17 protein-coding genes are annotated in these 19,146 nt (G+C 64.0%); 10 read left to right on the forward strand and 7 right to left on the reverse strand.

What is annotated here, in order from left to right; translation table 11 throughout:
• Positions 1-14 precede the first annotated feature (14 nt).
• Both BG83_RS0114265 and BG83_RS0114270 read right to left on the reverse strand, forming a co-directional pair.
• Positions 15-1,649 (reverse strand): methyl-accepting chemotaxis protein, encoded by a 1,635-nt coding sequence (locus BG83_RS0114265; RefSeq protein ID WP_024977374.1) that lies wholly within the window; start codon positions 1,647-1,649, stop codon positions 15-17.
• Positions 1,650-1,906: 257 nt separating this feature from the next.
• Positions 1,907-2,602 carry a GNAT family N-acetyltransferase gene (locus BG83_RS0114270; protein WP_024977375.1) on the reverse strand — a complete coding sequence of 232 codons (696 nt, stop codon included), beginning with the start codon at positions 2,600-2,602 and terminating at the stop codon, positions 1,907-1,909.
• A 399-nt stretch (positions 2,603-3,001) separates the two neighbouring features.
• Here BG83_RS0114270 and BG83_RS0114275 point away from each other — a divergent pair, with 399 nt between their 5' ends.
• Both BG83_RS0114275 and kefC read left to right on the forward strand, forming a co-directional pair.
• On the forward strand, positions 3,002-3,553 hold the full coding sequence (locus BG83_RS0114275; protein WP_024977376.1) for an NAD(P)H-dependent oxidoreductase: 552 nt from the start codon (positions 3,002-3,004) through the stop codon (positions 3,551-3,553).
• A gap of 23 nt (positions 3,554-3,576) precedes the next feature.
• Positions 3,577-5,517 (forward strand): glutathione-regulated potassium-efflux system protein KefC, encoded by a 1,941-nt coding sequence (gene kefC, locus BG83_RS0114280; RefSeq protein ID WP_024977377.1) that lies wholly within the window; start codon positions 3,577-3,579, stop codon positions 5,515-5,517.
• Positions 5,518-5,619: 102 nt separating this feature from the next.
• On the opposite strand, the gene BG83_RS0114285 is transcribed toward kefC, so the two are convergent.
• Positions 5,620-6,414 carry a DUF1835 domain-containing protein gene (locus tag BG83_RS0114285; protein WP_024977378.1) on the reverse strand — a complete coding sequence of 265 codons (795 nt, stop codon included), beginning with the start codon at positions 6,412-6,414 and terminating at the stop codon, positions 5,620-5,622.
• A gap of 183 nt (positions 6,415-6,597) precedes the next feature.
• Here BG83_RS0114285 and BG83_RS0114290 point away from each other — a divergent pair, with 183 nt between their 5' ends.
• The 4 genes from BG83_RS0114290 to BG83_RS0114305 all read left to right on the forward strand — a co-directional run bounded on the left by BG83_RS0114290 (position 6,598) and on the right by BG83_RS0114305 (position 12,057).
• Entirely contained in the window at positions 6,598-7,908 is a 1,311-nt protein-coding gene (locus tag BG83_RS0114290; protein WP_024977379.1) for a M20/M25/M40 family metallo-hydrolase, read from the forward strand.
• A 163-nt stretch (positions 7,909-8,071) separates the two neighbouring features.
• Positions 8,072-8,812: a 2Fe-2S iron-sulfur cluster-binding protein gene (locus tag BG83_RS0114295; RefSeq protein ID WP_024977380.1), complete on the forward strand. Its 741-nt coding sequence runs from the start codon at positions 8,072-8,074 to the stop codon at positions 8,810-8,812.
• Between the two features lie 9 nt (positions 8,813-8,821).
• Positions 8,822-9,862 carry an FAD binding domain-containing protein gene (locus tag BG83_RS0114300; RefSeq protein ID WP_024977381.1) on the forward strand — a complete coding sequence of 347 codons (1,041 nt, stop codon included), beginning with the start codon at positions 8,822-8,824 and terminating at the stop codon, positions 9,860-9,862.
• Positions 9,859-12,057, forward strand: a complete 2,199-nt coding sequence (locus BG83_RS0114305) for a xanthine dehydrogenase family protein molybdopterin-binding subunit (protein ID WP_024977382.1) — start codon at positions 9,859-9,861, stop codon at positions 12,055-12,057. Before BG83_RS0114300 ends, BG83_RS0114305 begins: the two co-directional genes overlap by 4 nt.
• Positions 12,058-12,192: 135 nt before the next feature.
• On the opposite strand, the gene BG83_RS0114310 is transcribed toward BG83_RS0114305, so the two are convergent.
• Positions 12,193-12,477, reverse strand: coding sequence for a hypothetical protein (locus tag BG83_RS0114310; protein WP_024977383.1), 285 nt, complete (start codon positions 12,475-12,477; stop codon positions 12,193-12,195).
• Positions 12,478-12,970: 493 nt separating this feature from the next.
• Here BG83_RS0114310 and BG83_RS0114315 point away from each other — a divergent pair, with 493 nt between their 5' ends.
• Together BG83_RS0114315 and BG83_RS0114320 are read left to right on the forward strand one after the other, a co-directional pair.
• Entirely contained in the window at positions 12,971-14,101 is a 1,131-nt protein-coding gene (locus BG83_RS0114315; protein WP_024977384.1) for a porin, read from the forward strand.
• Positions 14,102-14,245: 144 nt separating this feature from the next.
• Positions 14,246-15,244 (forward strand): Bug family tripartite tricarboxylate transporter substrate binding protein, encoded by a 999-nt coding sequence (locus BG83_RS0114320; RefSeq protein ID WP_024977385.1) that lies wholly within the window; start codon positions 14,246-14,248, stop codon positions 15,242-15,244.
• A 6-nt stretch (positions 15,245-15,250) separates the two neighbouring features.
• On the opposite strand, the gene kdpE is transcribed toward BG83_RS0114320, so the two are convergent.
• The 3 genes from kdpE to hisC form a co-directional block, all read right to left on the reverse strand.
• On the reverse strand, positions 15,251-15,955 hold the full coding sequence (gene kdpE / locus BG83_RS0114325) for a two-component system response regulator KdpE (protein ID WP_024977386.1): 705 nt from the start codon (positions 15,953-15,955) through the stop codon (positions 15,251-15,253).
• Positions 15,956-16,025: 70 nt separating this feature from the next.
• Positions 16,026-16,337 (reverse strand): high-potential iron-sulfur protein, encoded by a 312-nt coding sequence (locus BG83_RS0114330; RefSeq protein WP_024977387.1) that lies wholly within the window; start codon positions 16,335-16,337, stop codon positions 16,026-16,028.
• 324 nt (positions 16,338-16,661) lie between these two features.
• Positions 16,662-17,729 (reverse strand): histidinol-phosphate transaminase, encoded by a 1,068-nt coding sequence (hisC, locus tag BG83_RS0114335; RefSeq protein WP_024977388.1) that lies wholly within the window; start codon positions 17,727-17,729, stop codon positions 16,662-16,664.
• Positions 17,730-18,230: 501 nt separating this feature from the next.
• On the opposite strand from hisC, the gene BG83_RS0114340 reads away from it, so the two are divergent.
• Both BG83_RS0114340 and BG83_RS29320 read left to right on the forward strand, forming a co-directional pair.
• Complete coding sequence (locus BG83_RS0114340; RefSeq protein WP_024977389.1) at positions 18,231-18,878, forward strand: hypothetical protein; 648 nt, start codon at positions 18,231-18,233, stop codon at positions 18,876-18,878.
• Positions 18,879-18,891: 13 nt separating this feature from the next.
• Complete coding sequence (locus tag BG83_RS29320) at positions 18,892-19,137, forward strand: hypothetical protein (protein ID WP_152543702.1); 246 nt, start codon at positions 18,892-18,894, stop codon at positions 19,135-19,137.
• Positions 19,138-19,146: the final 9 nt, after the last annotated feature.

The following is a 19,146-nucleotide window of genomic DNA, read 5'->3' on the forward strand; positions in this document are numbered from 1 at the left end:
CGGCGTCCTCCGGCTCAAGCCGGCAACAGGGCGGGTTGGTGGTAGCCGATGCGCGCTGCGGGGGCTGCGGCTTTCGCCTGGTTTGCCAGCTTGAACACGCTCACCACACCCACCAGTCGGCTCGACTGCTCGCGCATCGATTCCGCCGCTGCGGCCGCTTCTTCAACCAGCGCGGCGTTCTGCTGCGTGACTTCGTCCATCTGCGTGATGGCGCGGTGGATCTGGTCGATGCCGCTGGCCTGCTCGTCGGTCGCGCCCATGATTTCGGTCACGATGGCGGTCACGCGGTGGATGCTGGTCACGACATCCTGCATCGTGGTGCCGGCTTGCTCCACCAGCGTGTTGCCCGCATCCACGTGGTTGACCGAATCGCTGATCAGCAGCTTGATCTCCTTGGCTGCCGCGGCAGAGCGCTGCGCCAGCCCGCGCACCTCGCTGGCGACCACTGCAAAGCCGCGCCCCTGCTCGCCGGCGCGCGCTGCTTCCACGGCCGCATTGAGCGCGAGGATGTTGGTCTGGAACGCAATGCTGTCGATCACGCCGATGATCTCGCTCACCTTGCGTGCCGATTCGCTGATCGCGCCCATGGTGTCCACCACGCGCGCCACCACCGTGCCGCCTTGCGTGGCGACCTCGGCGGCTGTGGCGGCGAGTTGGTTGGCGTGCCGCGCGTGCTCGGCATTCTGCTTGACGGTGGCGTTGAGTTCTTCCATTGACGCGGCGCATTCTTCGAGCGCCGAGGCCTGTTCCTGCGTGCGGGTCGACAGATCGAAGTTGCCGGTGGCGATCTGCTCCGATGCCGTGGCCAGCGTGTCGGTGCTGGTGTGCACCTGTTCGGCAATCGTGGCGAGGCTGTCGCGCATGCGCTTCATGGCGTGCATGAGGCTTGCCGGATTGTCGTGACGCGTGTCGATGACCACGGCCAGGTTGCCGCCGGCGATCTGGCTGGCAATGTCGGCCACCGTGCCGGGCTCGCCGCCGAGCTTGCGCAGCAGCCCGCGCGTGATGAGGGTGCTGGCCGTGAGGCTTACCAACAGCGCCAGCACGCTCAGGGCCAGCAGCCAGTTGCGGCTGTCGATATAGCTCGACTTGGCCTTGGCGGTGTTTTCGTCGTTGAGCTTTTCTTCAAACGCCTGCAGCTTGCCGAGCAGATCCCACCAAGCGCGCTGCACGGGGCGGAATTCGAAGCGCAACACCTTGTACGCGTCTTCCTTGTGGCCGGCGGCAATCAGCGCCTTGACGCGCGTTGCGAACGGCGCGGCCAATTCAGTCTGCTGCCGGATTTGCGCAAGCAGCGTTTTTTCTTCGGTGGTGGTGTCCGGCAACGCGTCGAACATGCGGCCGAGCTTGCGGTCGGCCTCGCTGTACAGGGCCTCCTGCTTTTCAATACGGCTCAGTTCGAGCTGAATTTCGTCATGCTGTTCCAGCAGCACGATATTCCGATACGCCAATGCCCGTTCAGTGACGCTCGAATACATTTTTGCGGCGAGCTTGGCTTCCACGGCGTTGATTTCCGTGGTGTCTTCCAGCAGCCGCCGAAAATCTGACATGCGCTGCAGGCTGAATGCCATGAGCAGCACTAGCAGCCCCATCGTCAAGCCAAAACCCCACGCCAGTTGGGTGGCCACCTTCATTTTCGAGAAGCGCATGTTTGTCCCCGTCATAATCGATAACGAATGCACTATCGAGCGGTATGGCGGGAGCTTGAGTGATTTAAATAAAATTACTCAATATGCGTAATGGCATGTCGGACTGACATCACAAAATAAGATCGGGAATATCGATGGCGCTTTTTGCAGATATTATTTTATTGAAATGACTTACATTAAATTGCGAGCAATCCAAAAGTGTCATGTAAAACAAAAACGCCCGGCGGGAACCGGGCGTTTCTTGTTGGGCGAAGCAGTTACACAGTACGCTTTTGGGGCGCCAGCGAGCGCCAGAAGCGCTGTCCGAACCGGCGCACATCGCGCAGGTTGCGCTTGAGCATGTAGTCCAGGTCGGCCACTTGTTCGTCGATGGCTTCCGTCAGCAGGCTCATCGTGTCGGCGGGCGGCAGTTCGAGATAGGCATCGGCTTCGCCATAGGCGTACTGCACACGCATACCCGCCTTCTTGGCGATGTGCATCATGGCCGCATTGCGCGACAGGCAGTGCATGTACAGCGTACGCACCTTGGTGTTCTGGCCGTGCATGGCGGCACGTTGGAACAGCGCGCTGCCTACGCCCTTGCCGCGCGCCGATTCCGACACCGACACGCCGAACTCCGCCACGCGCCCTTGCGGGTTGTCGCGCAGGTACGCAAGGTGGCCCACGCCGGTCAACTCAAGGCGCTCGTTGTAGACGCCAAAGACCTTGTCGTGGTCGAAATCGATGCTGTCGACGTACGCCTCGATGACGTGATCCCGCACCACCTGGCCGAATCGCAGCAGGCGGTCCTCCTCGCCCAGGGCGAGCAGGTGTTTGAGCAGGCGCGACCGGTGGTGGGCAGCAAGCTCGCGCACCAGCACGGTGGAACGCGGCGCACCTTGCGCTGCTTCCGTTTTGTCGATGTCGTCCTGGGTGACGACGCCGATGGCCTTGCTCAGTTCGAGCGGGTTCACGACACGGTTCCTGTTCTGATCGCGCGCTTCAGTGGAAGGCAGCGAAGTGATGAATCGGAGGCGCGGATGGCACCTCCGGGGCACTCAATCGGGTGCAACTGAGTGTTGTGCAACGCACCATGCTATTGTAGTGCAATCAGGGTTTCCCCGTAAGTCTGGCGTCAGGCTTTCCGCAGGATTTCCCGATAAATCATTGATTTAGCGCATCCGAGCACGGCTTCCAGCGGTGTGGTGCGACAACAACGTAAATGCTGCGCCGCGCAAAAGCGAGGGAGGGCACGCTTTTCAGGTGCTGGGCGCGTTACATCACCACTCGAAGCGCGATCCCCGCTCGTAACGCCGCTCAACAATAGCCGTGCGAAGATGCGCCATCAAGACGCCCCAGCCTCCTGATTTTCCATGACGCCCTCGCGCATTCTTGTGATCTACGCGCATCCTGCGCCGCGCCGTTCGCGCGCCAACAAGCCGCTCGCGCGTGCGCTGGCCAGCCTGCCCGGCGTGGCCATGCACGATCTCTATCGCCATTACCCCGATTTCGACATCGACGTGCGCCACGAGCAGGAGGCGGTGGAAGCTGCGGAGCTGATCGTCTTCCAGTTTCCGGTGCAGTGGTACGCCACGCCGTCGCTGCTCAAGGAGTGGATCGACGTGGTTCTGGAGATGGGCTGGGCCTACGGGCCGGACGGCACCGCCTTGCGCGGCAAGCATCTGATGGTGCTGGCCACTACTGGCGGCCGTGCCCATTCCTACAACCCGGATGGCATCCACGGCCACACGTTCGACATGTTCCTGCTGCCGCTGCAGCAGACCGCCGCGCTGTGCGGCATGCAATGGCAGCCGCCGCATGTGCTGCACGACGCTGACGACGTGCCTGCCGACGTCATCGACGCCCATATCGCCGAGGTGCGCGCCGCGCTGCAACCCTGGCTCCCGACCGACGCCGTCACCTGAGGTTTCCGACTTCTTCCTTGCCCATGCAATCGCACGATCTGCTCGTCAATTTCGTCATCTACCTGGCCGCGGCCGTGGCGGCAGTGCCGTTGGCGCGTCGGCTGGGGCTGGGCTCGGTGCTCGGCTATTTGCTGGCCGGGGTGATCGTGGGGCCGTGGGGCTTGCGGCTCATCACCAATGTGCAGTCGATTCTGGATTTCTCGGAATTCGGCGTCGTGCTGATGATGTTTGTGATTGGCCTGGAGCTGGAGCCGGCGCGGCTGTGGTCGCTGCGGCGCAGCATCTTCGGTTACGGCGGGCTGCAGATTGTGGTGTGCGCGCTGGCCGTCGGGCTGGCGGTCATGGCGGTGGGCCACCCGTGGCGCGCGGCTGTGGTGGCGGGGCTGGGGCTGGCGCTGTCGTCCACGGCGATTGCGCTGGCCACGCTCTCCGAGCGCAACCTCATGCGCACGCCCGCTGGCACGGCCAGCTTCGGCATTCTGCTGTTCCAGGACATTGCGGCCATCCCGATGATCGCGCTGCTGCCGTTGCTGGCGACCGAGGCAAGCGACGCGTCCGACGGCCATAGCTGGGTGGCTGCGGCCAAGGCGGTGGGCGTGGTGGCTGCCGTGATCTTTGGCGGCCGCACGCTGTTGCGGCCGGTGCTGCGCGCCATTGCCCGCACCAACATGCGCGAGATGTTCACTTCGTTCTCGCTGCTCCTGGTGGTGGGCATTGCGCTGCTGATGCACAGCGTCGGCTTGTCGATGGCGCTGGGTGCTTTCATTGCCGGAGTGCTGCTGGCCGATTCCGAATACCGTCACGCGCTCGAAACCGATATCGAGCCATTCAAGGGGCTGCTGCTCGGCTTGTTCTTCCTGGCCGTTGGCATGTCGATCGATTTTGGCGTGCTGATGCGCCAGCCGCTGGCCGTGATCGGGCTGGTTGCGGTGTTCCTGGCGGTGAAGATTGGCGCGCTGCGCCTGCTTGCCACCCGCTTTGGCATTGCGCGTGGGCAGGCGTGGCTGTTTGCCTTCCTGCTCTCGCAAGGCGGTGAATTTGCATTCGTGGTGTTCGGCCCTGGTGTGGCCGGCAACGTGCTGGGTGCGGAGACCGCCGCTGCGCTCAACCTCGTGGTGGCGCTGTCGATGGCCGCGACGCCATTGCTCCTGCTGCTGCACGACAAGGTGCTGGTACCGCGTCTGATGGACGGAAAGAAGCGCGCACCCGACGCCATCGACCCACAGGACAACCAGGTCATCATCGCGGGCTTCGGCCGTTTCGGGCAGATCGTCGGCCGCATGCTGTACAGCCAGGGCTACAGCGCGACCGTGCTCGATCACGACCCGGACCAGATCGACATGCTGCGCCGCTTCGGCTTCAAGGTCTTCTACGGCGACGCCACGCGCATGGACCTGCTGGAAACCGCCGGCGCCGACAAGGCCAGCATGATGGTTGTCGCCATCGATGACATGGAGACCAACCTGGAGGTGGTCGACCGTGTGCGCGAGCGTTTTCCGCACCTGAAGCTGTACGTGCGGGCGCGCAACGTGTCGCACGTGTACCAACTGCGCGACCGCGGCGTGGAAGTGATCGAGCGGGAGATGTTCGAGGGCTCGCTCATGCTCAGCCGCCGGGTGCTGGAAGGGCTGGGCAAGGAGCCGTACGAAGCGCACCGCATCGCGCAGACGTTCCGCCGCCATACGCTCAATTCAATGGAGCAGGTCTACCCGGTTTACCGCGACCAGAAGAAGCTTGTGTCCCTTGCACAGCAGGGGCGCGACGAACTGGCCGAAATGTTCCAGCGCGACCGCACCCAGCGCAAGCGCCTGCGCGAATCCGGCCTGCCATGGGGCGAGGGCGACGTCCATAGCGACGTGGAAAGCACGCAGCCTGATAGCGATCTGGCCAACGAGGTCGACGGCAGTGACGCCGAAACCCCGATCGATTGCCCCGCGCGCGCAGGTCTCCGCCGAGACGGCTGACTCGCGCCGGTTACGGACGCGATTCATGCGCAAGCAGCGCGAACAAATAAAAAAGGAGCGCTTTCGGCGCTCCTCGGGGCAGATCCAGGTTTCGGGTGGCACTTACACGGCCACGCTCACATTGCGACGCAGTTCGCAGGTGCTGAGCGAATCGGCCTCGCCGCGTAGCAGCAACTGACCGTTGCCGACCAGTTCGCGGCAGCGCCAGAAGACGAACCAGTCGCTGGCGAGCAGCCCGTCGATGGCGCCCATGATGCTGCCGACCACGTCGCGGGCGCTGGCCCAGTCGGTGGGAACGTGCTCCAGGATCACTTCATCCACCGTGCCGTACGACACCGGCACCAGCGTGTTGCCTTTCCACAGCCGCGTATCGGCGTTTTCGCGCACGGTCTGCTGCCATTCGTAGGCCAGGCGGCCGATGCGCAGCACTGATACCGGCGCGATGGTCGAAAACCGCCGCGCCAGCCGGGCGCCCGAATACATGCCGATGGTCGTCAGCGGGCCTTGACCGTTGGGCGCCTCAAGTTCGCGCACATCCATGCCGACTTCATTGATGCGCTGGGGCGCTTGGTGCAGGTGAAACGCCACGCGGCGCAGCATGAGCTGGTCCGACGCGCTTTGGCCGTGCCAGATGGCGACTTCCGTGGTGGCATCGCGCAGATCGGCGAGCGACGCAAGTGCATCGCGCATCTCGGCGGCGAAGTCGATATTGCTGTTGGGCGCCACGCGCTGCCAGAAGCCGGAGCGCGCCATGGCGACGCTGTCGACGTCGACCAGCGGCCCGACGGCGAGATCGTCGCGCAGTACGACTACGGAATCGGGGCGGCCAGCCTGTGCGAGCGCCTGCTTGAGCGTGGCGCCGGCAACATCGCCGTTGACGACATGGATGTATTGCATGGCAGCAATTGTAGCGAGAGTGTCAGCCCGGCGCTTTCGTTTTACGCATCTCTATCAGTATTCCTTTGCGCGGTGTCATGCGCCTACCCAAAGGGGGGATAGCCCTCGGGCAACGCTCAGGCGGGCGTGCGAAAATCGCCGTTTTGTTGCAGACCATAACTAAGAACAGGTGAGGAAACATTCATGAGAGCCCCGTTGCTGCCCAAGGGCGTGCGCCCTGCAGTGCTCGCCGTCATCGCAATGGTGGGTGCGCTGGCTGCCGGCCAGGCCGCCGCCGTGCCGCCGGCTGAAATCTACAAGCGTGCCCAGCAGGAAAAACCGGCGCTGATCGACACCATGAAGACATTGGTCTCGATCGAATCGGGCAGCAAGGACATCGAAGGCCTGGACAAGATTGCCGGCGTGATCGCCGAGCGCCTGCGCGGCATGGGCGGCGACGTAAAGCTCATCGACCCCAGCGACCATGCCTACCGCATGGCCGACACGCCCGAGAAGATCGGCAAGATGGTGCTTGCGCGCTTCAAGGGCGAGGGCAAGCGCAACATCATGCTGATCGCGCACATGGATACCGTGTACTTGAAGGGCATGCTTGCGCACCAGCCATTCCGCATCGACGGTGAGCGCGCCTACGGCCTGGGCATTGCCGACGACAAGAACGGCGTGGCGGTCATCCTGCACACGGTATCGATCCTGCAGGCCGTCAACTTCAAGCAGTACGGCACGCTCACGGTGCTGATCAACGGCGATGAGGAGATCAGCTCGCCGGGCGCGCGGGCCATGCAGGCCAAGCTGGGTGCCGAGCAGGACGCCGTGTTCTCGTGTGAAGGCACGCGCGTGACCTCCGACAAGCTGTCGCTGGCCACCAGCGGCATCGGCGCGATCCTGCTGGATGTGAAGGGCAAGGCTTCACACGCGGGCGGCGCGCCGGAACAGGGCCGCAACGCGCTGTACGAGCTGTCGCACCAGATCCTGCAGATGCGCGATCTGTCCAAGCCTGATACCGGCCTGAAGGTGAATTGGACGGTGGCGCAGGCGGGCACCAACCGCAACGTGATCCCCGCCGTGGCCAGCGCCCAGGCCGACGTGCGCTTGCTGCGGGCGGCTGATGCCGACAAGCTGGAAGAGGTGGTCAACGAGCGCATCAAGAACAAGCTGATTCCGGATACCCTGGTCTCGGCCCGGTTCGAGCGCCGCCGCCCGCCGCTGGAAGCCACGCCGGCGTCGCGCGCGCTGGCCGAGCACGCCCAGAAGATCTATGGCGAACTCGGCAAGACGCTGGAGATTGACGACAAGGCCGAAGGCGGAGGCACCGATGCCGCGTTTGCCGCCTCGAAAACCAAGGCGCCCGTGATCGAGCGCTTCGGTCTGGCGAGCTTTGGCGCGCACTCGAATGACGCCGAATATGTCGACCTGAACTCCATCGTGCCGCGCCTGTACCTGTTGACGCGCATGGTCATGGATGTGTCGCGCGATCGCGTCGGCCCGGCCAGGTAACCGCACTGCAACGCGGCGCGTAAGCCTTACACGCGCCGCAGCAATTCCCCCTCGCGAAGCCACTGTTCGGTGGTTTCCCAACGCCCGGGTGCCGGGTATTCCGCTTGCTTTCCCCTGACGCATGTCCCCAGCTACGGCCGCCCCGGCCGGTGGAGCGCGCGCCATGTCCGAACATCCCTTAGCAGCATCGAATGACCCCGCCAACGACCCGGATGGGCCGCCTGCGCGCCCGAGCCGGCGCGGCTTCCTGCAGGGCGCAGCAGCCGCGGCCTCGGCGTTTGCGTTGCCGCACGAGTCGGCCGGCGCGCGCACTTCTGCGCCGGCCCCGGCACGTCCCGCTGCGTTGGCGCCGGCGCGGCCGGTATCGCTCAATATCAACGGCAAGCCGTATGCGTTGTCGCTGGAGCCGCGCGTCACGTTGCTCGATGCGCTGCGCGAAGTGCTGGGCCTGACCGGCACCAAGAAAGGCTGCGACCGCGGCCAGTGCGGCGCGTGCACCGTCCTCATGAACGGCCGACGCATCAACAGCTGCCTGACGCTGGCGATCATGCACGAGGGCGAGACCATCACCACCGTCGAAGGATTGGCGCACGCGCAAGACGGCGTGGTCGACCGCGCGGCGCTGCATCCGGTGCAGGCCGCGTTTCTTGAGCACGACGCGTTTCAGTGCGGATATTGCACGCCGGGGCAGATCTGCTCGGCGGTGGCCGTGCTAGAAGAGGCGCGCCGCGGTATGCCCAGCACGGTCACGTCGCCCGCGGCAATGGGCAATGACGGCCCCGTTTCGCTGACTGAAGATGAAATACGCGAGCGCATGAGCGGCAACCTCTGCCGCTGCGGCGCGTACCCCAACATCGTGGCGGCGATTCGCGTGGTGGCTGCCAAGTCTGGCAACGCTGCCTGAGGAGCCGCCATGCAATCGCTTGCCTATGACCGTGCGTCTTCCGTCGAAGCTGCCGTGCGCCTGGGCCATGAGCCGGGCGCCCGCTATATCGGCGGCGGGACGAACCTGCTGGACCTGATGAAGGGCGGCGTCGAGCAGCCCCAGCGGCTGGTGGACGTGAGCCGCCTGCCGCTGGCGCAGATTCGCGCATTGCCCGACGGTGGCCTGCGCGTGGGTGCGATGGCGCGCAATGCTGATACGGCGGCGCATCCGCTGGTGCGCTCGCGGTATCCGCTCCTGAGCGAGGCGATCGTGTCGGGCGCGTCCGGGCAGCTCCGCAACATGGCCACCAACGGCGGCAACCTGATGCAGCGCACACGCTGCCATTACTTCTACGACACAGCGTACCCGGCGTGCAATAAGCGGCAGCCCGGCTCCGGCTGTGCCGCGCGTGAGGGCTTCAACCGTATGCATGCCATCCTCGGTGCAAGCGAGGCGTGCGTGGCGACGCATCCGTCCGACATGGCTGTCGCGCTGGCCGCCCTGGATGCCACGGTGGTGGTGCATGGCGCGCACGGTGAGCGGCGTATTCCCATCGAAGCGTTCCATCGGCTGCCGGAAGCGCACCCCGAAATCGACACGACACTCGGACCCGGCGAGCTGATCGTCGCTATCGACTTGCCGCCGCCGGTGTTCGGCACGCAGGTGCACTACCTGAAGGTGCGCGACCGCGCGAGCTATGCGTTTGCGCTGGTGTCGGCGGCTGCGGCGCTGGCGCTGCAGACGGATGGGCGGACGATTCGGGAGGCGCGCATTGCGCTTGGCGGCGTGGCGCACAAGCCGTGGCGCGCGCATGCGGCGGAGCAGATGCTGGCGGGGCAGGTGCTGGACGCGCAGTTGTTTGCCCAGGCCGGTGCACTGGCCATGCAGGGTGCGCAGCCGCTGCGTGACAACGGCTTCAAGGTGCCGCTCGCACAGCGGGCGGTAGCACGCGCGCTGGCCGTGGCTGCCAATGCGACCAAGCCGACCAATGCGACCAATCCGACCAAGCCGACCGGAGGTGTGGCATGAGCAACGTCGGCAAACCGCTGGACCGCACGGACGGTCTGCTCAAAGTCACGGGCCAGGCGCGCTACTCCGCAGAGTTTCAGGTGCCGCGTCTGGTGCATGCGGTGCTGGTGCAGAGCACGGTGCCGGCCGGGCGCATCACGCGGGTCGATACCCACGTCGCGCAGGCCATGCCCGGCGTGCTGCTGGTGATGACGCACGAGAACGCACCTCGCCTGCCCAACGGCGGCAAGCCCGCGCTGGAACCACCGGCTGGACGCGCGCTTTCTTTGCTGCAGGACGATCAGGTGCATTACAACGGCCAGCCCGTTGCGCTGGTGGTGGGCGACACGCTGGAACACGCCCAGGCCGCAGCCCGCATGGTGCGCGTGGAGGTTGCCCAGCAGCCAGCGCGGCTCGATTTCGAAACCGCCCGCGCCGATGCGCACTCGCCCGGCAAGGTGCAGACGCAATCGGCCGACACCACGCGCGGCGACATCGCTGCCGGCATGGCGCAGGCGGCGCGGCGCATCGAGGCCGTCTACGGGACGCCCATGGAAGCGCACAACCCCATGGAGCCGCACGCCACCATCGCCGTGTGGGAGGGCGATTCGCTCACGCTGTACGACAGCACGCAATACGTCTCGGGCGTGCGCCGCACCGTCGCCAAGACGCTCGGCTTGTCGCCCGACAAGCTGCGCGTGATGTGCCCGTTCGTGGGTGGCGGATTCGGCTGCAAGGGCTCGGTGTGGTCGCACGTGGTGTTGGCGGCGATGGCCGCGCGCCAGGCGGGGCGGCCCGTCAAGCTAGTGCTGGAACGCCCGCAGATGTTCGGCCCGGTCGGCGGGCGCCCGCGCACCGAGCAGCGCATCGCCGTGGGCGCCGCCAGCGATGGCCGCTTCACTGCCATCTCGCATGATTCGCTGACCACCACGTCGATGATCGAAGACTGGACCGAGCCGTGCGCCATCGTCACCCGCATGCTTTACGACACGCCCAACCAGCGGACCACGCATCGGCTCGCGCGGCTCAACATCGGCACGCCGACGTTCATGCGCGCACCTGGCGAAGCCACCGGCACGTTCGCACTGGAAGTGGCGCTGGATGAGATGGCGTACACGCTAGGGATGGACCCCGTAGAACTGCGTTTGCGCAACGACGCCGCGCAAGACCCCGAGAAACGCATCCCGTGGTCGAGCAAATCGCTGGCGGCGTGCTACCGTGCCGGCGCCGAACGCTTCGGCTGGGCACGCCGCAACCCGCAGCCCGGCAGCATGCGCGAAGGCAATACACGCATCGGCTGGGGCATGGCCACGGCCACGTACCCCGCCAACCGCAGCGCGGCGGGTGCCACCGCGCGCTACCTGCCGGACGGCACGGCGCAGGTCGAATCGGGCTCGCAGGATCTGGGCACGGGCACCTACACGGTGATGACGCAGGTGGCCGCCGATGCCATGGGCATGCCCGTCGACCGCGTGCATTTCAGCCTGGGCGATACGCGCATGCCCGAGGCGCCGGTGTCGGGCGGCTCGCAGAGTGTGGCCAGCGTATCGCCCGCCGTGCAGGCCGCCGGCGCGCAGGCCCGCGACGCCTTGATTGCCGCGGCCATTGCCGATGCCAGTTCGCCGCTGCATGGGCTGGCCGCAAGCGAGATGACCGTGGCCGACGGCTTCTTGATGGCTCGCAGCGGTGCGCGTGAGCCCGTGGCCGCCGTGGTCGCGCGCCACGGCCGTCCCATCGAGGTGACCGCCAAGGTGCAGCCGGGCGAGGAGAAGCAGAAGTACTCAATGCACTCGTTCGGCGCGGTGTTTGCCGAGGTGCATGTCGATGCGGACCTGGGCGTGATCCGCGTCTCGCGCATCGTGGCGAGCTACGGCGTGGGGCGGCTGCTCAACGCCAAGACGGGACGCAGCCAGCTCATGGGCGGCATCGTGTGGGGCATGGGCATGGCGCTGTTCGAAGAGAGCCTGTTCGATACGCGCTACGGCCGCATCGTCAACAACAACCTGGCGGAGTACCACGTGCCCGTCAATGCCGATGTGCCCGACATCGACATCCTCGTGCTCGACGAGGCGGACCCGCACATCAACCCGCTGGGTGCCAAGGGCATTGGCGAGATCGGCATTACCGGCGTGCCGGCAGCCATTGCCAACGCCGTTTATCACGCCACCGGCCGGCGCGTGCGCGAATTGCCGATCACGCTCGACAAGCTCATCTGAGCGTGCATGAAAAAGCCCCGCTGGCGCATCACCAGCGGGGCCAGAGTGGGCCAAGAGGCGGAAAACGGAGGATGCCTGGAGACCGGCCCGTAATTGATCAATGCGTGACGAATGCAGTGAATGCCGTTCAGCGCATCAATTCGGAACCGGGTACCCGTAGACCGTACCGCCGCCGTCGCGGGAGCGGCCGGCCGGGTCGCTGCGCATGCCGTCCGAATACGGATCGAAGCGGCCGCTGCGTGCGCCTTCTGTATACGTGTCGAAGCGTCCGGTGCGGGCACCGTCGCTATAGACGTCAAACCGTTCGGCCCGTGCATTCTGGCCGAACACTTCCACGCGGCTGGCCTGCGCCCAAGCGCTGCCCGCCGCGAGGGCTCCGACCGCCAACATGGCGGCCAACCCCATTTGCTTGAGTCGCATGGCGAACTCCTTCTTCAACTGATTTTCGGTGTTGTTCGTGGTCATTTGATGTCCTGCCACGGTGTACAGCCTAGGTCAGGGGGCATGCCGTATCCACGGTGGTGCGACGAACGGTTTGTTGTCGGCGCCGAAATGATGCAAGTCAGCGTGAATGGCGCTGAAAAACGCGCCAATGACGTAACGCCCCGGCAATCCGCCCAACCTTTTTGTCTAATCAAGAGAGCGGTCCAAAGTCGGCGGTCCGCCTTGGTGCACCACAGCAGGGCGCGACGCGCTGGCAAGCCTTGTCGTAGGCCGATTTGGTGCGGCGCATTAAGAGCGATGCGCGCGTACCACACTTGGTAGAACGATTCCGTGAATTACTTTGCCGCGCATATGGGCTTTTGTTAAATTTGCGCGGCACTTCCGACACGGAAGTTAAGGAAACGGAGGAGCCCAACCTCATGCACACGGGGTCGGGCGGTTTGAGACAACTCTTTTATTACGAGCCCACATGAAAAAGTCTGCCATTCTGGTTGCAGTTGGCGCCCTGTTCGCAGGTTCTGCCTACGCCCAATCGAGCGTGACGCTGTACGGTATTGTCGATACCAGCATTCACTACATCAACAACGCCAACCAAGCTGGCAACAGCGTGACCCAGATGGAAAGCGGTGCTGTGTCGAACAGCCGCTGGGGCCTGAAGGGCTCGGAAGACCTGGGCGGCGGCAACAAGGCACTGTTCGTGCTGGAAAGCGGCTTCAACTCGGATTCGGGCCGCATGAGCAGCTCGGGTACGCTGTTCAACCGTCAATCGTTCGTGGGCCTGTCCAACAAGGACCTGGGCACCATCACGCTGGGCCGTCAATACAACTTCGGCTTCACGACCGGCGGCAACTTCGACCCGCTGGGCGTGGGTAACTACGACGGCAACTCGTGGATGTACTACGGCCTGACCGGTCTGCGTGAATCCAACATGCTGAAGTACGAAGGCAAGTGGAACGGCCTGTCGGTCGGCCTGGCCTACGGCTTTGGCGAAGTGGCTGGCGCTGCAAGCCAGAACTCGTACGTTGGCGGCACGGTGGCCTATGAATTCGGCCCGGCCTACATCGGCGCCTTCGCACAACAGCACAAGGACGTTGCTGGCAACAAGCAAACCGTGTGGGGTATCGGTGGTAACTACACCATCGCTGCAGCCAAGCTGTTCGCTGGCTACATCGACAGCAGCGACGCCACGGGTTGCGTGAACAGCTCGGCAAACTGCGTCGGCGGCAGCGCTTTCGGCCTGAACATCTACGGCAACGCCACCTCGGGCGCTGGCCTGACCCCGGGCGCCACGAAGCGTCGTGACCACGTCGGCATCCTGGGCGTGACGTACAACATCACCCCGGCCCTGGCTCTGACGGGCGCGTTCTACTACGACAGCATCAAGAACGCTGCTCTGACCGCCGGCAACGACGGCAAGCGTTACACCGGTGTGCTGCTGGCTGAGTACGCTCTGTCCAAGCGCACGCAAGTGTATGGCACGGTCGACTACAACAAGGTCAAGGACGCAGCTCTGCCGGAACTGTCGGGTGGCGGCAACGCAACCGGCACTGGCAAGTCGAACCAGACCAGCGTTGGCGTGGGTATTCGCCACATCTTCTAATCGACGCAGTCACTCGATTGGGAACGGAAAAGGCGCCTTCGGGCGCCTTTTCTTTTACCGGCTGTTTTTGTGCGTCGTCGGGCGAGGTTGCCTGGGCATCCGCCTACAATGTTGCTTCCTGTTTCGTTCATCTGACATTGCGCCATGACTTCCGCACGTACTGCCCGCCGTCGTCTGATTGCCTCTGCCGTGCTGCTGTGCGCCGGCCTGCCGCTGCTTTCCGCTGTGCCTGCACAGGCGCAGGACTATCCGGCCAAGCCGATCCGCATCATCGTCGCGTACCCGACCGGTGGCATTTCCGACAACGTGGCGCGTGCGCTGGGCGAAAAGCTGTCGGCGCAACTTGGCCAGCCCGTGGTGGTCGAGAACCGCGCAGGGGCCGGCGGCAGCATCGGCATGGACGCGGTGGCCAAGGCGCCGCCCGATGGTTACACGCTGGGCTTTTCGTCGGTCAGCCCGCTCACGCTCAACCCGCATTTCAGCAAGCTTCCGTATGACCCGCAGAAAGACATCGCGCCCGTGGCCAATGTCATGTACGCCCCGATGATCCTGCTGGGCACGCCGTCGTTCACGGGAAAGAGCTTTGCCGACATGCTGAGCCAGTCGCGCACCAAGCCGGGTTCGATCCGCTGGTCGACATCGGGCCTGGGTACGGTGGGGCATCTCGCGCTGGAGCAGATCAAGTCGCAGGCGCACGTGGATATCACCCTCATCCCGTACAAAGGTGGTGGCCAGCAATTGACGGATGCGCTGGGCGGCCAGGTGGAAGTCATGTCGACCAATGTCGGCCCGACCCTGATGCAACACATCACGAGCGGCAAGCTGCGCCCGCTCGCGGTGGGTGCGCCGCACCGGCTCGATACGCTGCCGAACGTGCCGACCTTCACCGAACTGGGTTACGCCAAGGCGAACATGGCGTCGACCTTCGGTGTGTTCGCGCCGGCCAAGACGCCTGCGCCCGTCATTGCCCGACTGAATGCCGAGATTAACAAGGCGCTGGCTGCGCCCGATCTGCGCGAGCGCCTCACGCAGGCCGCCGTGGTGCCGGCCGGCGGCACGGCCGAACAGTTTGCCGCGGCCATTCGTGCGGAGTACGACAGCAACGGCCGCATCGTCCGCGCCGCAGGCATCAAGGAGCAGTGAACCGGCTTACGCCGTGAAGCGGTACCCGACGCCGACTTCGGTCAGCAGGTGCTCGGGCCGCGCCGGATCGCGCTCGAGCTTGTGGCGCAGGTGGCCCATGTAGATGCGCAGATAGTGGCTGCTGTCGGAATGCGCGGGGCCCCAGACTTCGCGCAGCAGTTCGCGGTGCGTCATCACGGTGCCGCGGCGGCCAAGCAGCACCGCCAGCAGCCGGTATTCGATCGGTGTGAGATGCACGGCTTGGCCATTGCGGCTGACGAGGCGGCGCGCCAGGTCGACTTCGACCTCGCCGAAGCGGATGATGCTGCCCCCGTCTTCGCCGCGCTTGGCGTGCCGCCGTAACAGCACGCGCAGGCGCGCAACCAGCTCGCCCACGCCGAAGGGTTTCGTCAGGTAATCATCTGCGCCGGCATCGAGCGCGTCGATCTTGTCGCGCTCATCCACGCGGGCCGACAGCACGAGCACCGGCACTTCCGTCCAGGTGCGCAACTCGCGGATCAACTGCATGCCATCGCCATCGGGCAGGCCGAGATCGAGGATCACCGCATCCGGCTGACGCGTGCCGGCTTCGATCAAGCCGCGCTCGACGCGATCGGCTTCATGGACTTCGCAGCCTTCCTCCTCCAAAGCGGCGCGGACGAAGCGTCGGATGTGCGGTTCGTCGTCGATGACGAGGACGGTGGGTGTGAATGTGAACGGCATGGCACGCATTGTAGAGGGCGCGACCATAAAAAAACGGACCCCGAAGGGTCCGTTTTGCTTGCGCGCGATACCGCTTCGCTCAAGCCTTCTTTGCCCAGGCGCTGCACCAGCCCTTGTTGGCGACGTCCTTGCCGGCGAACAGCGGGCAACCGCCTTGCGCAGCCGTACCGCCCTGGTACAGGGCGCAGTTGCCGCAATGCTGATCCGGCGTGTGCTTCGGGAACTTGGCCTTATCGGCCTTGGCGCTGTCAGCCACGTAGCCCAGCGCCTTGGCTTGCGGGTCGGTTTCCGCCACCATCGGTGCAGCCAGTGCCAGGTCCGACATCGACATGACGGCGCCTGCGGCGGCCACGATGGGAATGCTCTTCAGGAATTGACGACGATTGGACATGCTGATTCCTTTTGTGGGAGTGTGTTGTGTGGCGTCCCGTGCCGCCCGCGCAATGCTCAGGCTCGCCCTAGGGGACAGCGGACGGCGTCGGCGCGCCGTTTACCCGCTCGTGCATTCTGGCACAGCAATCGGCCGGCAGCATCTGCGTATGGTCAATGTTCCACATACCTGAGTGCAGCAATGGGTTGCTTTCGTGGCCTCCGATCCACACCGCGCAACGCCGCGGATGCACCGCGTGGTCGAGGAATGCCGCTATCAGCGCGGGCGCAGTCCCCCAAATGGCCGGTCAACCCCGGTGGCAATTTGCCGCACACGCGTACGTGCTTACGCCAGCAGACCCCGCAGCGCCTTTAAGAATGCGTCGCATTCATCATCGGTGCCGACCGTGATGCGCAGATGCTGATCGATACGTGCGAGCTTGAAGTGGCGCACGAAGATGGCCTGCTCTTTCAGCCGTGCTGCCAGCGTTGCCGCGTCGTGGGCCGGATGCCGCGCGAACACGAAGTTCGCCATCGATGGCACAACCTCGAACCCCAGCGACTGCAGCGATTGCGTCAGCCGTGCGCGGCTTGCCATCACGCGCGCGCACGTGGCGCGGAAGTACGCATCGTCTTCGTAAGCCGCTTGGGCAGCCGCCTGTGCAAGGCGATCCAGCGGATACGAATTGAAGCTGTCCTTCACGCGATTAAGCGCTTCGATGAGCGCCGTATGCCCGAACGCAAAGCCCACGCGCATGCCGGCCAGCGAGCGCGACTTCGACGTCGTGTGCACAACGAGCAGATTCGGATAGCGATCAATGAGCGCAATGGCGGACTCCGCACCGAAATCCACATAGGCCTCATCCACGACGACGACCGAAGAGGGGTTCGCGGCGACGATCCGTTCGATCTCTGCCAGCGGCAACGCGTGGCCGGTCGGCGCGTTCGGATTCGGGAACAGCACGCCACCTGCGTCGCCAAGATAGTCATCGGCGCGGATGGAGAAGTCGTCCGCCAGCGGCACCACTTCGCACTGCACGCCGTAAAGCCGCGCGTAGGTCGGATAGAAGCTGTACGAGATGTCCGGAAAGCGCAGCGGCGTGTCGTGCTTGAGCAGCGCCTGGAAGACGTGCGCCAAGACTTCGTCCGACCCGTTACCCGCAAAGACCTGCTCGGGCTGGAGGCCGACCTGCGCGGCCACGATCTCGCGCAGCCGGCGCGACAAGGGATCGGGATAGCGGCGCAGGTTGTCGCCCGTCTCTCCCAACTCTGCAGAGATTGCGGCCACCACGCGCGGCGACGGCGGGTACGGGTTCTCGTTGGTGTTTAGCTTGATGGGCCGCGCAATGGCCGGCTGCTCGCCCGGGACGTAGGGCACAAGTTGCTGAACGATATCGCTCCAGTAACGGCTCACGGCTCGACTCCTGATGAGGTGACTATTTTCTAAGCGTGCCCGCAGCGCGATCGATGAATCGAAAAATGCAGGGGAGCTGAGTAAGGTTCGGGAATAGGCAGGCCTGCACGTTGCGGCAGAAGCGCGGTTCTGGCGTGGGAAAACCGTACAAGTTGCGTCAATCTTTGATTTTTGGCGCGCCCGGCTGGGATCGAACCAGCAACCCCTGCCTTCGGAGTTTTGGGGATGACTCAGGACCCTATATAAATCAAGGCCTTGCGCAACTCGCATACTACAGGGGCAATGCCAACCTAGGCTACCAAAGGGGGCGCAAGTAGGCCCTAGGTGAAATACAGCTACAGTTTTTGCAGCGCTTACGAAGCGGCTTCTAGCTAAGGATTCTTGCCGCAGATGCCGTTAGCAGTGGCTGTAGGCATCTCGGCTGGGAAAGAACCGTCAGTCAGGATATCGGTCATCGACCGGCGCGGCGCTGGTGTACCATCGTCACCAAAAGGATAAGTAATGAAGCTAGCAGACGAGGCGAATCAAGCCTTCAACCTTATCGCGATCGGTGCATGGAACCCTGCGATCTTTTCCCCGCAGTGGACCAAGAGCCACTTGGTGGCAGATCCAGCGCAGGAAGTGGTGATGGCGATCCCTATGGCCTTTCCGGGAGGCGGGGGGGCCCCACCCCGGCTCACCCTAGGGAACGTGAATCTTTATCCGTCCGCAGCCACGCTGATATTGGATTGTGTACAGTTCGACGACGAATCGTTGCGGGCGGTGGGTCAGACTTTTGGCACCGTGTGTGATCTCTTGCCGCACACGCCGATTACCGCGATTGGCGCCAATTTCCGGTATACAGGGAAAATTGCCGATGAACCCCAGCTAGCAGAGCTATTCCTGTTTTCAGATTCACGGAGGATCGATGCGGACAAATATAGATCGACCGGTGCTCTTATAAGGCGCTCTTACCGCTTAGAAGATGGCGGTATCCTGAATCTGGTTGAAGAAAGCGTTGGCACAGATGTTCGTGTTGAATTCAATTTCCATTTTGATGTCACTTCTGCGGCAGAAGCGAAACTGAAAGCCGCGCCGGAGCTTATCCTGGCAAAGAAGGCCGAGGCCATAGCGTTTCTTGAGAACGCGTATGAAATAGAGTTGGAATAATAAGGGGGGGGATATGAAAAATTTGCTTACATCTGGTATTGGTCAGATCGAAAGTACGGCATTGGTGCTGAGTGCCGAATACCATCCGTCGCAGGCGGGTGCCGCTCAGCCAGACGTGGTTGCAATGACTCAATCTCAAACTTATGTTTCCGTCCAGGTCGGGGCCGAAGGACGCTCGCAACGCTATGCGGGTTCAATCTCGTCCAGCTCAGATAAATACCTGTCGTTGAATTCGAAACTTCGGCAGCCAACCAAGTAAGTTTGGGCG

This window comes from Ralstonia pickettii (genome assembly GCF_000607165.1).
In the GTDB taxonomy this organism is placed as follows: domain Bacteria; phylum Pseudomonadota; class Gammaproteobacteria; order Burkholderiales; family Burkholderiaceae; genus Ralstonia; species Ralstonia holmesii.

Bases quoted from the DNA above. Each gene is read 5' to 3' on its own strand.
- BG83_RS0114265 (WP_024977374.1), bottom strand. From the start codon at position 1,649: ATGCGCTTCTCGAAAATGAAGGTGGCCACCCAACTGGCGTGGGGTTTT.
- BG83_RS0114275 (WP_024977376.1), top strand. From the start codon at position 3,002: ATGACGCCCTCGCGCATTCTTGTGATCTACGCGCATCCTGCGCCGCGC.
- kefC (WP_024977377.1), top strand. From the start codon at position 3,577: ATGCAATCGCACGATCTGCTCGTCAATTTCGTCATCTACCTGGCCGCG.
- BG83_RS0114285 (WP_024977378.1), bottom strand. From the start codon at position 6,414: ATGCAATACATCCATGTCGTCAACGGCGATGTTGCCGGCGCCACGCTC.
- BG83_RS0114290 (WP_024977379.1), top strand. From the start codon at position 6,598: ATGAGAGCCCCGTTGCTGCCCAAGGGCGTGCGCCCTGCAGTGCTCGCC.
- BG83_RS0114295 (WP_024977380.1), top strand. From the start codon at position 8,072: ATGTCCGAACATCCCTTAGCAGCATCGAATGACCCCGCCAACGACCCG.
- BG83_RS0114300 (WP_024977381.1), top strand. From the start codon at position 8,822: ATGCAATCGCTTGCCTATGACCGTGCGTCTTCCGTCGAAGCTGCCGTG.
- BG83_RS0114305 (WP_024977382.1), top strand. From the start codon at position 9,859: ATGAGCAACGTCGGCAAACCGCTGGACCGCACGGACGGTCTGCTCAAA.
- BG83_RS0114310 (WP_024977383.1), bottom strand. From the start codon at position 12,477: ATGCGACTCAAGCAAATGGGGTTGGCCGCCATGTTGGCGGTCGGAGCC.
- BG83_RS0114315 (WP_024977384.1), top strand. From the start codon at position 12,971: ATGAAAAAGTCTGCCATTCTGGTTGCAGTTGGCGCCCTGTTCGCAGGT.
- BG83_RS0114320 (WP_024977385.1), top strand. From the start codon at position 14,246: ATGACTTCCGCACGTACTGCCCGCCGTCGTCTGATTGCCTCTGCCGTG.
- kdpE (WP_024977386.1), bottom strand. From the start codon at position 15,955: ATGCGTGCCATGCCGTTCACATTCACACCCACCGTCCTCGTCATCGAC.
- BG83_RS0114330 (WP_024977387.1), bottom strand. From the start codon at position 16,337: ATGTCCAATCGTCGTCAATTCCTGAAGAGCATTCCCATCGTGGCCGCC.
- BG83_RS0114340 (WP_024977389.1), top strand. From the start codon at position 18,231: ATGAAGCTAGCAGACGAGGCGAATCAAGCCTTCAACCTTATCGCGATC.
- BG83_RS29320 (WP_152543702.1), top strand. From the start codon at position 18,892: ATGAAAAATTTGCTTACATCTGGTATTGGTCAGATCGAAAGTACGGCA.